This window comes from Microbacterium sp. (genome assembly GCF_040394595.1).
In the GTDB taxonomy this organism is placed as follows: Bacteria; Actinomycetota; Actinomycetes; order Actinomycetales; family Microbacteriaceae; genus Microbacterium.
The window spans coordinates 1-13,938 of sequence record NZ_JBEBSA010000010.1 but is presented as its reverse complement, the minus strand read 5'-3'; the positions used below and the strand labels follow the sequence as shown (position 1 = coordinate 13,938).

15 protein-coding genes are annotated in these 13,938 nt (G+C 71.7%); 8 read left to right on the top strand and 7 right to left on the bottom strand.

Features of this window, described 5'->3' with window-relative positions:
* Positions 1–495 carry a methylated-DNA--[protein]-cysteine S-methyltransferase gene (locus tag ABWO84_RS10905; RefSeq protein WP_353114603.1) on the top strand — a complete coding sequence of 165 codons (495 nt, stop codon included), beginning with the start codon at positions 1–3 and terminating at the stop codon, positions 493–495.
* Positions 496–572: 77 nt separating this feature from the next.
* On the opposite strand, the gene ABWO84_RS10900 is transcribed toward ABWO84_RS10905, so the two are convergent.
* Entirely contained in the window at positions 573–1,004 is a 432-nt protein-coding gene (locus ABWO84_RS10900) for a hypothetical protein (RefSeq protein ID WP_353114602.1), read from the bottom strand.
* Between the two features lie 80 nt (positions 1,005–1,084).
* On the opposite strand from ABWO84_RS10900, the gene ABWO84_RS10895 reads away from it, so the two are divergent.
* On the top strand, positions 1,085–1,801 hold the full coding sequence (locus tag ABWO84_RS10895) for a hypothetical protein (RefSeq protein ID WP_353114601.1): 717 nt from the start codon (positions 1,085–1,087) through the stop codon (positions 1,799–1,801).
* A 21-nt stretch (positions 1,802–1,822) separates the two neighbouring features.
* On the opposite strand, the gene ABWO84_RS10890 is transcribed toward ABWO84_RS10895, so the two are convergent.
* From ABWO84_RS10890 to ABWO84_RS10880, 3 genes are all read right to left on the bottom strand, one after another.
* Positions 1,823–2,722, bottom strand: coding sequence for a sigma-70 family RNA polymerase sigma factor (locus ABWO84_RS10890; protein WP_353114599.1), 900 nt, complete (start codon positions 2,720–2,722; stop codon positions 1,823–1,825).
* Between the two features lie 32 nt (positions 2,723–2,754).
* A complete protein-coding gene (locus ABWO84_RS10885) occupies positions 2,755–3,213 on the bottom strand; it encodes a carboxymuconolactone decarboxylase family protein (protein WP_353114598.1) in 459 nt (152 codons plus the stop codon).
* Positions 3,214–3,316: 103 nt separating this feature from the next.
* The gene (locus tag ABWO84_RS10880; protein WP_353114597.1) at positions 3,317–4,132 is read right to left on the bottom strand and encodes an alpha/beta fold hydrolase; all 816 of its coding nucleotides are present in this window, start codon (positions 4,130–4,132) and stop codon (positions 3,317–3,319) included.
* Between the two features lie 149 nt (positions 4,133–4,281).
* On the opposite strand from ABWO84_RS10880, the gene ABWO84_RS10875 reads away from it, so the two are divergent.
* From ABWO84_RS10875 to ABWO84_RS10850, 6 genes are all read left to right on the top strand, one after another.
* Positions 4,282–5,184, top strand: a complete 903-nt coding sequence (locus tag ABWO84_RS10875; RefSeq protein ID WP_353114596.1) for a LysR family transcriptional regulator — start codon at positions 4,282–4,284, stop codon at positions 5,182–5,184.
* Between the two features lie 80 nt (positions 5,185–5,264).
* Positions 5,265–6,665, top strand: a complete 1,401-nt coding sequence (thrC, locus tag ABWO84_RS10870) for a threonine synthase (RefSeq protein WP_353114595.1) — start codon at positions 5,265–5,267, stop codon at positions 6,663–6,665.
* A 164-nt stretch (positions 6,666–6,829) separates the two neighbouring features.
* Entirely contained in the window at positions 6,830–7,873 is a 1,044-nt protein-coding gene (locus tag ABWO84_RS10865; protein ID WP_353114594.1) for a LacI family DNA-binding transcriptional regulator, read from the top strand.
* On the top strand, positions 7,870–9,495 hold the full coding sequence (locus ABWO84_RS10860) for an FAD-dependent oxidoreductase (RefSeq protein WP_353114593.1): 1,626 nt from the start codon (positions 7,870–7,872) through the stop codon (positions 9,493–9,495). Before ABWO84_RS10865 ends, ABWO84_RS10860 begins: the two co-directional genes overlap by 4 nt.
* A 38-nt stretch (positions 9,496–9,533) precedes the next feature.
* Positions 9,534–10,874, top strand: a complete 1,341-nt coding sequence (locus ABWO84_RS10855) for a M20/M25/M40 family metallo-hydrolase (protein ID WP_353114592.1) — start codon at positions 9,534–9,536, stop codon at positions 10,872–10,874.
* Positions 10,875–10,947: 73 nt separating this feature from the next.
* The gene (locus ABWO84_RS10850) at positions 10,948–12,405 is read left to right on the top strand and encodes an MFS transporter (protein ID WP_353114591.1); all 1,458 of its coding nucleotides are present in this window, start codon (positions 10,948–10,950) and stop codon (positions 12,403–12,405) included.
* Between the two features lie 69 nt (positions 12,406–12,474).
* On the opposite strand, the gene ABWO84_RS10845 is transcribed toward ABWO84_RS10850, so the two are convergent.
* The 3 genes from ABWO84_RS10845 to ABWO84_RS10835 form a co-directional block, all read right to left on the bottom strand.
* On the bottom strand, positions 12,475–12,816 hold the full coding sequence (locus ABWO84_RS10845; RefSeq protein WP_353114590.1) for a hypothetical protein: 342 nt from the start codon (positions 12,814–12,816) through the stop codon (positions 12,475–12,477).
* Positions 12,817–12,933: 117 nt separating this feature from the next.
* A complete protein-coding gene (locus tag ABWO84_RS10840) occupies positions 12,934–13,332 on the bottom strand; it encodes a VOC family protein (RefSeq protein ID WP_353114589.1) in 399 nt (132 codons plus the stop codon).
* Positions 13,333–13,366: 34 nt separating this feature from the next.
* The gene (locus tag ABWO84_RS10835; RefSeq protein ID WP_353114587.1) at positions 13,367–13,771 is read right to left on the bottom strand and encodes a VOC family protein; all 405 of its coding nucleotides are present in this window, start codon (positions 13,769–13,771) and stop codon (positions 13,367–13,369) included.
* Positions 13,772–13,938 lie beyond the last annotated feature (167 nt).

Below are 13,938 nucleotides of genomic sequence, written 5' to 3'. Positions count from 1 at the left end.
ATGGACGCGTTCGCAGTGATCGACTCCCCGGTGGGTGCCGTCGGGCTGGAGAGCGACGGGCGGGCGGTCACCCGGGTGTTCTGGCCTTCGCCCGCGCGCGCCGCGCTGGCAGCGGACCCCGGTCCGTTGCTGTCGGCGGCGGCCGATCAGCTGCGGGCGTACTTCTCCGGCGATCTGACGTCCTTCGACCTGCCGTTCGACCTCGGGGAGCAGTCAGAGGTCACGCGCGCGGTGCTCGGTGCGCTCTATGACACGGTCCGGCACGGCGAGTGCGTCACCTACGGCGAGCTCGCCGCGCGGAGCGGCACCGAGGTGCCGGCACGAGCGATCGGCTCCATCATGGGCGCCAATCCGATCCCGCTCATCGTGCCGTGCCATCGTGTGGTCGCGAGCGACGGGCTGGGCGGCTATTCCGGCGGAGCGCCGGGGGAGGGATTGGCGACCAAGCGCTGGTTGCTCGAGCACGAGGGCGTCCTTCCGCGCAGTCTGTTCTGACCGGAGCCGGTCGTCGGAGAGGCCTGCCGTCCCGCTCCGCGAGCGTGAGACCGGAGCGGGACGGGGACACGGGTGCTCTATCGCCCCGTGGCCGTTTGAGGGGCCGGCCTGCCCGAGCCGGGGAGCGCGAGCCAGGCCGCACCGGCCACCACCGGCAGGAACCCCGCCACCTGGACGAGCAGCGGGAACGGCTGCGTCGCGTTGTAGGCGGCGAACGCCAGCCCGACGAGGGTGAGCGCGGCGGCGGTCCACCAGCCCGCACGGCTGTCGGAGAACCGATGCGCGGCCAGATAGACGAGCGCGACCAGCAGTGCGGCGCTGCCGAGGAGGAAGAGGTAGCTGAGAGTCCAGGAAGAGGCCTCGTCGAGGGTGATCCCACCGGTTCCCGGGTATCGGTAGGCGGCGGCGAGGCCGGCACGGACCGCATCTGAGCTCAGTGCGACGGCGCCGATCGTGATGAGGCTGATGACGGCGCCCAAGATGGCGACCGTCCGGGGTCGAATGCGCATGGATCCTCCTGACGTTTGAGACATTATGTCTCAAATAAGGTATGAGATGCTGTGTCTCACGTCAAGGCGAGGAGGAACGGATGCCGCGCGTGCACCTCACCGAGGAGGAGACTCGGCGTCGGGTCGCGGATGCCGTGGTCGCCTACATCGCCGACAACGGCATCGGGGTCGTCCCCGATCTGCCGATGGAGCGGATCCTCGTCTCCGCTGACGTGTCGCGCGCGTCGGCCTACCGGATCTGGCCCGGGAGAGGCGCCTTCACCGCGTTCGCGCTGGCGGAGGCCGCGGCCGGCAACGTGATCGAGACGCTCGACGCCGCCACGGCACTGCGCCTCGCGGACGAAGCCGTCGCCGCGCGGCAGGACCGGCTCACCGCCGCGGCGGCCTTCGTCGCGGCGGCGGCGGCGCATGAGCTCGCAGTCCTGTTGCGCTCGCCGAGGTGGCGGGCCTTCGTGGGCTTCCAGGCGGTGGCGACCGCGACCGGGGAGGAGCCCCTTCGGGCCGCACTGGCCCGCGCCGATGCCCAGGACGCCGCGCGTCTCACCGCGTTCTACGGCGTGGTCGGCGGTGCATGGGGCCTCCGCGTGCAGGAGGACGCCCGCGTCGCCGTGCTCGCCGACGCGGCCAGGCAGCTCGCACGGGGCGCGGTCGCCCGCATCCTCGCGGGTGGGGACGAGGTCGCCGCGACCCGGGGACACGCCGACGCGCTCGCCGCTCTCGTGCGGGGCACTTTCGTCGAAGACCCCGAGGGGGTCTTCGACCGCGACCGCCTCGAGCAGGGGCTCACCGGGGGCTGACACAGAGTCGCGCGGTGTTCCTCACTCCTCGAGCGGATAGGCGAAGAGGAGCTTGTCGGGGTTGCAGACCTGGCGGATTCCGACGATGAGGCCCCGCCCATCGAACTCGAGGGTCATCACGTCGGTGCGTCCGGAGTGGGTCAGGGCGAGCGCGGGTTCCCCGTTCACGTCCAGGGGCGCCACCGCGAACGGATCTCCGGCATCGTCGGCCGAGGCCTTGCCGAGCACCCCGACGAGGAACCTCCGCACCTTCTCGGCGCCGAAGATGGGGTTGATCGCCGCGCGCACGCGTCCTCCGCCGTCGCTCCACAGGATCGCGTCATCCGAGAGCAGCGCGAGCACCGCGGAGACGTCGCCGCCCTCGACCGCCTCGACCAGCGCCCCGAGCGCCCGCGGATCGAGCGGGCGCGGCGCTTCGGCGTCCCGTTCGAGGCGCAGACGGCGCTCGCCCCGCGAGATCAGCTGACGCACGGCCGCCGGCGACTTCTCGAGGATCTCGCCGATCTCGACCGCTGACATCCCGTAGGCCCGGTGCAGGACGACCGCCGCGCGCGCATCGGGGGCGAGCTGTTCGGCGAGGTGCAGCAGCGCGAGGGAGAGCATCTCGCGGTCGGCCACCGCGTCCTCGGGCAGACGGGAGGTCGCGACGGGTTCCGGCAGCCAGTGCCCGGAGTACTCCTCGCGGGACGCGGCGAGGGAGCGCACGCGGTCGATGGCCCGCCGCACGCAGACGGTGGTCAGCCAGGCGGGCCAGGAGCGGACGGCGCCGGCATCGGCCCGTTCCTCGCGGAGCGCCTCGATCGCGACCTCGGAGACGACGTCCTCGGCATGGCCGAAGTCGCCGAGCATCCGGTACGCGATGCCGATCAGCCTGCCGCGCTCCGACTCCCAGGCGCGCGCAGCGGGCGTGGCGACGGTCATGCCGCCCACGTTACTGCGCGCGCCCGCCCCCGTCACACGACGGGGTGCTTGGCGTCGATCGGCGGCGCCATCTCGGTCGCGATCGCGATGCGGTTCCAGACGTTGATCGTGCAGATCGCCATCACGATCGCGCCGAGCTGACTGTCGTCGAAGTGCTCCGCCGCCGCGTTCCAGATCTCGTCGGTGACCGTGTCCGGTCCGAGCGCCGTGACCGCATCGGTCAGCGCCAGCACCGCGAGCTCGCGCTCCTCGAAGAAGCCCCGCGCGTGCTGCCACGCTCCGACCGCGTGGAGGGTGCGCTGGGGGATGCCCTGCTTCGCCCCCTCGGTCGCGTGCATGTCGACGCAGAACCCGCACCCGTTCACGATCGATGCGCGCAGCTTGATCAGCTCGTAGAGCCGCGGTTCGACCGACTTGCGCGAGTAGGCCTCCATGCCGATCACGGCGGCGTAGCCCAGCTTGTTCGTGCGCCCGATCTCGATCCTGGTCATGACCGTTCCTTCCGGAGCCGTCGTCTCGGCGGATCCCGTCGATCTCCACGCGGCTCTCAACAGGGTTGTCGGATGCCGGACGCGAAGTGTGACAGCCCGTACCTCATCCGAGGGACAGGACGTCCCTCAGTCGGGCGGCGAACTCCTCGGGATGGTCGACGAAGCCCGTGTGGTCCCCGGGGAACCGCACCGGCTCGGCCCGGAGGAGCTCGCCGAGCGCAGTGGCGGTCCGCTCGCAGAGCTGACCCGTCGACTCCGCGCCGATCCCCGGGACGATCCGCGCCCCACCCTCCCGCAGCCGGGCCGCGTCCGGGGTCCACCCGACGGTCGCGGGAAGCTCGTGCGCGAACCAGTAGCGCTCGTCCCGGGCCGCCTGCGGCTCGGGCTCGCCGCCGAACCACTCCACGAGCAGCTCCTCGGGCATGCCGATGTTCGCCTGGGCGAAGAAGAGCCGCCAGGCTCCGAGTCGATCCCCGGACGCTGCCGCGGCGACCAGCGCCGCCGTCTGCCGACGCTGCTCCTCCCGATCGGGGAGCAGCTCGGTCAACGGGGGCTCGTGCGCGACGACCGTCGTCGCCGACGAGGGATGCCGCTGCGCGAACGCCAGCGCCGTCACCGCGCCTCCGCTCGAGCCGAGCGCGGCGGCCGGGCCCGTGCCGACGTGGGCGATCAGGGCGGCGAGGTCGTCGGCGCGGCTCTCGGGTGAGGAGTCGCGCCCCGGGTCGTGCAGGACGCTCCTCTTCACGCCTCGTGGATCCGCCGTCAGCACCTGGTGGTCCCGCGCCAGCAGGTCGGCGAGCGGCGCGAACGCGTCGGCGTCCATCGGTGCCCCGATCAGCGCGATCAGCGGGCCCTCGCCGCGGAGCTCGTAGTAGAGGCGGCCGTCCGGTACGGCCAGGGTGTCGCTGAGAACGTCCATCGTGTGGCTCCTTCGTGGATGCGGATGCGGATGCGGATGCGGATGCGGGCGGTGCCGCCTGCGGTCCCCATCCTCGATCCGAGCGCCCCTGGAGCTCCAGCACCTGCGCACGTAGGATTCACATCACTTCCGATGTGAATCGAGAGACGATGCCCGAAGACCTTGACCTGCGGCTGCTGCGGCACTTCGTCGCGGTCGCCGAGGAGCTGCACTTCGGGCGCGCGGCGGATCGCCTGTTCGTGGCCCAGCAAGCCCTGAGCCGCGACGTGCGGCGTCTCGAGGACCGCATCGGCGCCGCGCTCCTGCGGCGCACCACACGGCACGTCGAGCTCACGGACGCGGGTCGGCGGCTGCTTCCGCGTGCGAAGGAGATCCTCGCCGTGCACGATCTCGCCCTCCGCGAGCTGCGGGAGGAGACGCCGATCGTCGTCGACCTCGTCGACCCCGACCTCACGCCGGCGCTCGTCCTCGCGGAGGTGAGGAGGAGGTCGCCGGAGCGGGAGTTCTTCGGGCGATTCGGCGGCGGCTCCACGGCGGTCCCGTCCGCGGACATCATGTTCGGCCCGCCGCCGAACGATGTCGACGTGCGCTCCGAGGCGGTGCGTCATGAGCCGCTGGCGGTGCTGATCCCCGAGGGGCATCCGTTCGCCGCGCTCGACGCCGTGCCGTTCGAGCGGCTCCGCGATGAGCGGGTCTGCTCGCGTGCCGGCGGGCACGTCACCCCCGGATGGATCGAGGTGGCCGGGCAGCTGCTCGAGCCCTTCGGGATCGACCCGGCCCTCGGGCATCCCCCGGTGCCCGGCGGCGCCGAGCTGGCGCGGCACGTGCACCTGCGCAGCGCCCCGGTGCTGGTGCTCCGCTCGCAGCTGCCCGTGGAAGGCGCCGTCCTGCGACCGCTGGTCGATCCGATCCCGATCTTCCCGTGGCATCTGTCTTGGAGGAGGGACGCCGACCGCGACGCGGTGCGGATGTTCCGCGCCGCCGCGAAGGCGCTCTCCGAGGAGAACGGATGGCTGCGCATCCCCGAGGGCGCGTGGCTGCCGCGTCTCTGAGGTGAACGTCACGCGGCCTCGCGGCGACGACGATCCTGCGAGAATGGGATCTCCGAGCCCCGACCCCGAGGAGCAGCACCGTGCAGTTCATCTCCACCCGCGGCGGCATGCAGCCGCAGCCGTTCAGTGAGACGCTGCTCGAGGGGCTCGCCCCCGACGGCGGGCTCGCGGTGCCCGTCGAGCTGCCCCGTGTGACGGCCGACGATCTCGAGGCGTGGCGCCCCCTGTCCTACCCCGCGCTCGCCGCGACCGTGATCGGGCTGTTCGCGACCGACATCCCGCGGGAGGACCTGGCGCGGATGACGGCCGACGCCTATGCGGGCTTCCCCGACGGCATCGTGCCGTTGCGCCCGATCGACGGGGGCCTCACGCTCGTCGGGCTCTCCGAGGGGCCGACCCTGGCCTTCAAGGACATGGCGATGCAGTTCCTCGGCCAGGTCCTCGAGTACGTGCTCGAGAAGGACGGGCGGGTGCTGAACGTGCTCGGGGCGACGTCGGGCGACACGGGTTCCGCGGCCGAGCACGCCTTGCGCGGCAAGGAGCGCATCTCGGTGTTCATGCTCTCCCCTCAGGGTCGCATGAGCCCGTTCCAGCGCGCGCAGATGTACTCGCTGCAGGACGAGAACGTGCACAACATCGCGGTCGAGGGAGTCTTCGACGACTGCCAGAACCTGGTGAAAGAGCTCGCCGGCGACCTCGAGTTCAAGCGCGCCCACAGCCTGGGCGCGGTGAACTCGATCAACCTGGCGCGCATCACCGCGCAGGTCGTCTACTACTTCTGGGCCTGGCTGCGCGCGACGGATGCCGGGGGTGCGACCGAGGTGTCGTTCACCGTGCCCTCCGGCAACTTCGGCAACATCCTCTCCGGGTTCTTCGCGAAGGGGATGGGGCTGCCGGTACGACGCCTCGTGCTCGCCGCGAATGAGAACAACGTGCTCGACGAGTTCTTCCGCACGGGGGTCTACCGGCCGCGGGCCGCCGCGCAGACGCTCGCCACCTCCAGCCCGTCGATGGACATCTCGAAGGCCTCGAACCTCGAGCGCTTCATCTTCGAGCTCGTCGGCCGCGACCCGAAGCGCGTGGTCGGCGCCTGGGCCGACCTCGATGCGCAGGGTCTCTTCGACTTCTCGTCCGAGCAGCCGCGTTTCGCCGAGGAGTTCGGCATCGTCAGCGGGACGTCGACGCACGCCGACCGGCTGGCGACGATCCGCGCCGTGTACGAGGCGACCGGGGAGATCATCGATCCGCACACCGCGGACGGCGTGAAGGTGGCCCGATCGTACGTCGAGGACGGCGTGCCGATGCTGGTGCTCGAGACCGCGAAGCCGCAGAAGTTCGCGGAGACCATCACCGAGGCGATCGGGGTGGACCTCGACTTCTCGCCGGAGCTCCGCGAGATGCTCGCCGCACCACAGCGGGTGACCGAGATGCCCGATGACGCCCAGGCGCTGCGCGCCTTCCTGAGCCGACACGCGCTCTAGCCGCCTCCGCGGATCGAAAACGCACCCCCACGGGCCGTGGCGGGTGCGTTTTCGCGCGCCCACCGGGGCGGGGCGGGGCGGGGAGGGGCCGGGCGGGGCGGGAGGGGGTAATAATGCGCATTATCTCGTTGACGTGAGAGCGGCGCGGGAAGGAGGATGAGGGCATGGTGCGACATCGGGTCACGCAGGCGGACGTCGCCGCGCTCGCGGGAGTCAGCCAGCCGACCGTGAGCTTCGTCCTCAACGGCAGCGCCCCGTCGGGCGTGCGCATCTCCGAGGAGACCCGCAGCCGCGTGCTCGAGGCCATCCGCATCACCGGCTACTCCGCGAACCCGGTGGCGCAGCGCCTCGCGGGCGGACGCACCCAGATCCTCGGCGTCTTCACCTACGAGGAGACGTTCCCCCGTGGGGGCCAGGACTTCTACGGCGGCTTCCTCAACGGCATCGAGCACGCCGCCGAGCGCCTGGGCGTCGACATGCTGCTGTTCACCTCGGCGCGCGTCGTCGATGGACGGCGCCGGCTCACCGGAGACGGGTGGCCGCGCCTCGGCGTCGCCGACGGCTGCCTGCTCCTCGGCCGGCTCGAGGACCAGAGCGAGCTGCAGCCTCTGCTCGACACCCACTACCCCTTCGTGTTCATCGGCCGGCGCCGCAGCGAGGGCGGCCGCCTTCCCTACGTGGGCGCCGACTACGTCGCCGCCACAGCCCGGCAGGTGGACCGCGCCGCGGCCCTCGGTCACGCCCGCATCGGCTGCCTCCGCGCCCGGGGTGCCGACCAGCCGGCGAAGGACCGTGAGGAAGGGTATCTCACGGGCGTGGCACGGCATGGGGTCGCCGTGCACCTGCTCGACGCGGACGACCCGGCAACAGCCGCCCGGGCGATCCGCGATCAAGGGATCACCGCCGTGCTCATCGCCCCCGAGCACTCCCACGACGACCTCGCCGACGCGCTGGCCTCACTCGGGCTCCGCGTGCCGGACGACGTCTCCCTGCTGCTCCTGGGGCAGCCGCTGCACCCGCAGCGCGGGGGGAGGACCTGGTCGGGCTTCACCGTCCCCCGCGAGGAGATGGGAGCGCGCGCTCTCGTGCTCCTCTCGCGGATCGTCGCCGACGGCGCCCCGCGCGACGACCGGCATCAGCTCATCGACTGCCCCGACATCGACGGCGGCACCCTCGCCGCCGCTCCCCAGGAAGGACCCCTCACGTGACCACCAGTGAACTGACCGCCGACGTGCTCATCGTCGGAGCGGGCCTCGGCGGGATCGCCGCCGCGCTCGCCGCCGCCGATCGCGGAGCCCGGGTGGTCCTCACCGAGGAACACCCCTGGATCGGCGGGCAGCTCACCTCTCAGGCCGTCCCGCCCGACGAGTCGCGCTGGGTCGAGGAGTTCGGCGTCACCGCCCGCTACCGGACGCTGCGCGACGGCATCCGGGACCTCTACCGTCGGCGCTACCCCCTCACCGCGGAGGCCCGGGCGCGGGGAGACCTCAACCCCGGTGCGGGCTGGGTGTCCAAGCTCTGCCACGAGCCGCGCATCGCGCTCGCCGTGCTGGAGGAGATGCTCGCTCCGCACCGCTCGTCGGGCCGGATCCGGCTGCTCGAGCGTCGGCGCGCGGTCGGCGCCGACGTCGACGGGGACCGCATCACGCGGGTGACGCTCGGATCCGAGACCGGCGACGACGAGGTGACGGTGGTCGCCGCGTATGTGCTCGATGCGACGGAGACCGGAGAACTGCTCCCGCTGGCCGGCGTCGAGTACGTGACCGGCTTCGAGTCGCGGGCCGAGACCGGCGAGCCGAGCGCCCCCGCCGAGGCGCAGCCGGCCAACGTGCAGGCGCTCAGCGTGTGCTTCGCGATCGATCACGTCGACGGCGATCACACCATCGAGCGCCCGGCCGAGTACGACTTCTGGCGGGAGTACGCCCCCGCCGCCTGGCAGGGCCGTCGGATGCTGTCCTGGGAGGCTCCCAACCCGCGCACCCTCGCGATGGACATGCGCCGCTTCGCGCCGAACCCGGGGGACGACCCGGGGGAGGTGGTGGCCGACCAGGCCCTCGACGCCGGCGATACGAACCTGTGGACCTTCCGTCGCATCGCCGCGCGCGACCAGTTCGCCCCGGGCGCCTACGACAGCGACATCTGCCTCGTGAACTGGCCGAGCATCGACTACTTCCTCGCCCCGGTGCTCGACGTGTCCCGCGAGGAGGAGCGTGCGCACTACGCCCGGGCCCGGCAGCTCAGCCTCTCGATGCTGTACTGGATGCAGACCGAGGCGCCCCGGGCCGACGGCGGAAGGGGCTACCCGGGGCTGCGACTGCGCGGCGACGTCACCGGCTCGGAGGACGGCCTGGCGCAGGCGCCCTATCACCGGGAGTCGCGGCGGATCCGGGCGCTCACCACCATCACCGAGAACGACGTCTCGCACGCCGTCCGCGGTGACGCGGGGGCGCGGCGCTACGAGGACTCGGTCGGCGTCGGCATGTACCGCATCGACCTGCATCCCTCGACCGGCGGCGACACCTACATCGACGTGGCCGCCTGTCCGTTCGAGATCCCGCTCGGAGCCCTCATCCCGCGCCGCGTGACGAACCTCCTCGCCGCGAACAAGAACATCGGCACGACCCACATCACAAACGGCTGCTACCGGCTGCATCCGGTGGAGTGGAACATCGGGGAGGCCGCCGGCCATCTCGCCGCGTACTGCCTGGCGGAAGACGTCACCCCGCACGCCGTGCACGCCGCGCCGGAGCTGCTCAGCGCCTACCAGCGCGAGCTCGACGAGGCCGGGGTCGAGCGGCACTGGCCCGTGGGGCGGGTGCACGCCTACTGAGTCCGGGAGGCCGTGCCGCCGCGAAGTAGCATGGCCGGATGGCCAAGGACACGGTTCGCCCGGGCATCGCCGAGCGCCTCTCGCGGATGATCCAGCTGCCGACGGTGTCGGCCGAGCTCGACGTGCGAGGGATGGAGCCCTTCGACGCCTTCGTCGCACTGCTGGCGGAGCTGTATCCGCTCGCCCACGAGCGCCTCGCCCTCGAACGGCACACGGAGCTCGGGCTGCTGTTCCACTGGAAGGGCCGTGCCGGGGCCTCCGACGGTCCGGTGGTGCTGATGGCCCACTACGACGTGGTCCCGGTCGACGAGAGCGACCCGTGGACCTATCCGCCGTTCGAGGGACGCATCGCCGACGGCTCCGTGTACGGGCGGGGCGCGCTCGACGACAAGGGACCGCTCATCGTCGTGATCGAGGCGGTGGAGAACCTCCTCGCTGAGGGGTTCGTCCCCGCGCGGGACGTGTACCTCTCCTTCGGGGGCAACGAGGAGACCTACGGCCATGCCGCCGAGGAGATCGCCGCGGCGTTCCGGGAGCGGGGGATCATCCCGTGGCTCGTGGTCGACGAGGGCGGAGCGGTCGTCGACGCGCCGCTGTCGTTCGTCCCGGGCAGTGCGGCGATGATCGGCGTCGGCGAGAAGGGCATCGCGACGATCGAGCTGTCCGCGCGCGGCGACGGCGGGCACGCATCGACGCCTCCTGCGGTCACCGCCGTGCGGCGGGTGTCCCGCGCGGTCGACCGGCTCGGTCCGACGACGTTCCGCGCGCGCACGCCGAAGGCCGTGTCGCGGATGCTCGCCCAGCTCGCCGGGGGAGCGGGCGGCCCCGCGCGCCTGCTGCTGCGCACCCTCGCCGCGATGCCCTGGCTCACGGCGCGGGTCTTCGCCGCCGTCGGGGGAGAGCCGGCTGCCCTCGTACGCACCACCGTGGCCGCCACCATGCAGTCCGGCGGCACCGCGGCCAACGTGATCCCGTCGCAGGCCTCTGCGACGCTGAACCTCCGCATCGCGCTCGGTGAGACCACCGCGCGGGCGGCGGACCGGGTGCGCCGGCGCATCGGCGACGACCTCGTCACGGTCACGCTCACCGAGGCGAGTGAGCCGTCGCCGGAGTCGCGGACCGACACCCCGGCCTTCGCACTCCTGGAGGAGGCGCTCGCCGTGTCGCATCCGGGCGTCCCCGCCGTGCCGTACGTGATGATGGCGGCGACCGATTCGCGGCACTTCCACCGCTTCTCGCCCTCGGTGTTCCGCTTCGCGCCGCTGGAGATGTCGAGCGCGCAGCGCGCGGCGATCCACGGCGTGGACGAGCGCGTGGAGATCGCGGCCCTGGAGCGCGGGGAGAAGTTCCATCGCGCGCTCATCGAGCGGATACAGTGATCTCACCCGATGCCTCGGCCGGCGGCTGACGCCGCGTCGCCGAAGCGTTCCGCCTGATCTCCGAGGAGGCGCGATGACGCGCAATGCCACCCTGGGCACACTCGCCGCCGTCGTCGGATTCCTCGCCTTCGTCGAGTTCACCAGCGGTGTGATCCAGGGCTACTACACGCCGATGCTCTCGGACATCGCCCGGCACCTGGGCATCCACGACGCCGACGTGAACTGGCTCGAGGGTGCGCAGCTGATGCTCTCGGCCCTCGTCGTCCCCGCGTTCGCGAAGCTCGGCGACATGATCGGGCACAAGAGGATGCTGCTGATCTCGACCGCGCTCACCGCGGCCGCCGCCCTCGTGCTGCCTTTCACCGACTCCTTCGTCGTCTTCCTGGTCGCCTGGGCGCTGATGGGCTTCTACACGGTGTGGCTGCCGTTGGAGATCGCGCTGATCTGGTCGCGCTCGCGGCGGATGGACGGCCGCTCGGCGGTGACCGCCCGGGCGGCGGGGCTGCTCGTCGCGGCGCTGGAGATCGGCGCGATCGTCGGAGCCCTGGTGGGAGGTGCCCTGGTGGACGCACTGCCGCTGATGGTCGTGCTGCTGGTGCCGGCCCTGATGGTGGTGCTCTGCTTCTTCGTGATCCTGTTCGGGGTGAAGGAGTCGCCCGAGCCGACGGGCGGGGTGTTCGACACGGTGGGTCTCGTGCTCATCTCCCTCGCCCTGGTCGCCTTCACCGGCGGGCTCGGCCTGCTGAGGCTCGAAGGCGGGCTGGTGAGCCCCTGGTCGTGGGCGGTGGTCGTGCTCGGGATCGTGCTCATCGTGCCGTTCGTGCTCTGGGAGCTGCGGCACGACGACCCGATCATCGATGTGCGGATGTTCCGCTCCCCGGCGCTCGGACCGGTGTTCCTCACCGCGGGCCTGTTCGGCGTGAGCGTGCTGGGGGCGCAGGCGCCCCTCTCGACCTTCGCCCGCACCGATCCAGAGGTGTACGGCTACGGACTCGGGACGGCGGGCTTCGCGACGTCGCTGCTCATCGGCGTCTACCTGATCGCGATGATCACCGGGGCTCTGCTGTTCCCGACCGTCGCGCGCCTCGTCACGCCGCGTGTGACCCTCATCGGCGCCTCCCTCCTGGTCGGCGTCGGATTCCTGCTCTTCCTTCCGCTGCACGCCACGTACGTGCAGGTGGTCACGAACATGGTGGTCGTCGGCTTCGGGTCGGGCGCCCTGGTCGCCGCGCTGCCCGCCGCGGCCGCATCGGCGGCGCCCGCGACGCAGACCGGCGTCGCGACGGGGCTGACGAACTCGGTGAAGACCGTCGGCGGCGCGATCGCTTCCTGCGTGTTCGGCATCGCCCTGCTGCACGGCGTCGCGGGGGCGGCGTCCGAAGGCACGGCCGGATCCTTCGCCGGGTACGTCACAGTGTGGGTGGTCTGCGGAGCGACGGCGCTCGCCGCGGCGGTGATCCTCTGCTTCGTGCCGAAGCAGGCCTTCACCGACCGTACCGTGGCCGGTGAGAAGGAGCCCGTGAAGGGGTGATCCCCGTGGCCGATGAGAAGGAGCCCGTGAAGGGGTGATCCCCGTGGCCGGTGACGGCCTAGCGTGCCGTCAGTCGCGGTCGAACCCGAAGGTGTGCTTGACGAGCGCCTGGACATCACGGTCGAGTCCGTCGATGCGCTGGTTCATCGAGTCGAAGCGACGGTCCACGCCGTCGAACTTCGTGTTCATCTCGGCACGGAGGCCCCCGATCTCGGCGCGGACGCCGTCGATCTGGCCGTGGACACCGTGGATCTGGCCGTTCAGCTCACCACGGAGGCCGTTCAGCTGACCACGGAGGCCGTTCAGCTCACCACGGAGGACGCGCACGAACAGCGTGGAGACCACCGTCATCATCCCGAACATGATCGCCGTGAAGGCTCCGATCATCGTCCAGATCTGCGCGTCGTTCATGAATCCCACCTCGTCATCGTCGCACCGTTGCGACGAGACTGCCAGCCTTCCCGGTGCCTCGATGGTGCTCGCAACGAAAGTTGTTGAGAACTCAGAAGAACGCGGTGCTGTGGAGGATCAGCCGGGGTTGTGCATGAACTCGATGCGGATGCCGCTCTCGTCCTCGACGAACGACGCGAAGTAGCGCTCATTGAACCGGGGGTAGAGCTTCGGATCCCGGACGACGGCCCATCCGGCCTCGACCGCGACCCGGTGCATCCGCTCGACCTCCCCGCGCGACTCCACGGCGAAGGCGAGATGCTGCCAGCCGACACGTCCGTGCACGTGCGGGTCGGCGTCGTCCGCGTCCCTCGGGCCGAACACGATGATCTCCGTCTCACCGTCCTTGCACCAGGCGGCGGAGTCGTTGATCCGCCCCTCGTACTCGAACCCGAGGGCGGAGAGCACCGCGCCGAACTGCGCGATGCCGCGGTCGATGTCGACGACGGTCACGCCGAGATGGTCGAGAACGGGCATGACGGACAGTCTGCCCGATGCCGACGGCTCCCGGTCAGTCCCAGCCCTGCGGGTTGTGCATGAACTCGAGGCGGATGCCGTTGTCGTCCTCGACGAAGGAGGCGTAGTAGCGCTCGGTGAAGCGCGGATACTCCTTCGGCTCGCGCACCGCGCTCCATCCGGCGTCGAGGGCCACGCGATGCAGGCGGTCGACCTCCTCGCGCGAGTCGACCGAGAAGGCGAGGTGCTGCCACCCGACGCGGCCGTGCCGATGCGGGCCGTCGCCCTCCTCACGCGCGGGATAGAGCAGCAGCTCGGGCTCGCCCTCCTGCCGCCAGTACGCGTGCTCTGGCGCATTGTGGGCCCGTACGTAGCCGAGCGCGGAGAGCACCGGATCGAACTGCGCCGAGGCGTGCGGGACGTCGTCGACGGTGATGCCGAGGTGATCGAGGGTCGCCATGCGGACAGTCTGCCGGACACCGCCGACACCGGCTACCGGCGGTCAGGGGGTCGGGGGGGGGGGGGGGGGGGGGGGGGCGCGGGGGGGGGGCCGCCGCCGGCGCCCCCCCCCCGGGGGGGGGCGCGGGGGGGGGGGGGGCCCCCCGCCCCCCGCCGCCCCCCGGGGAG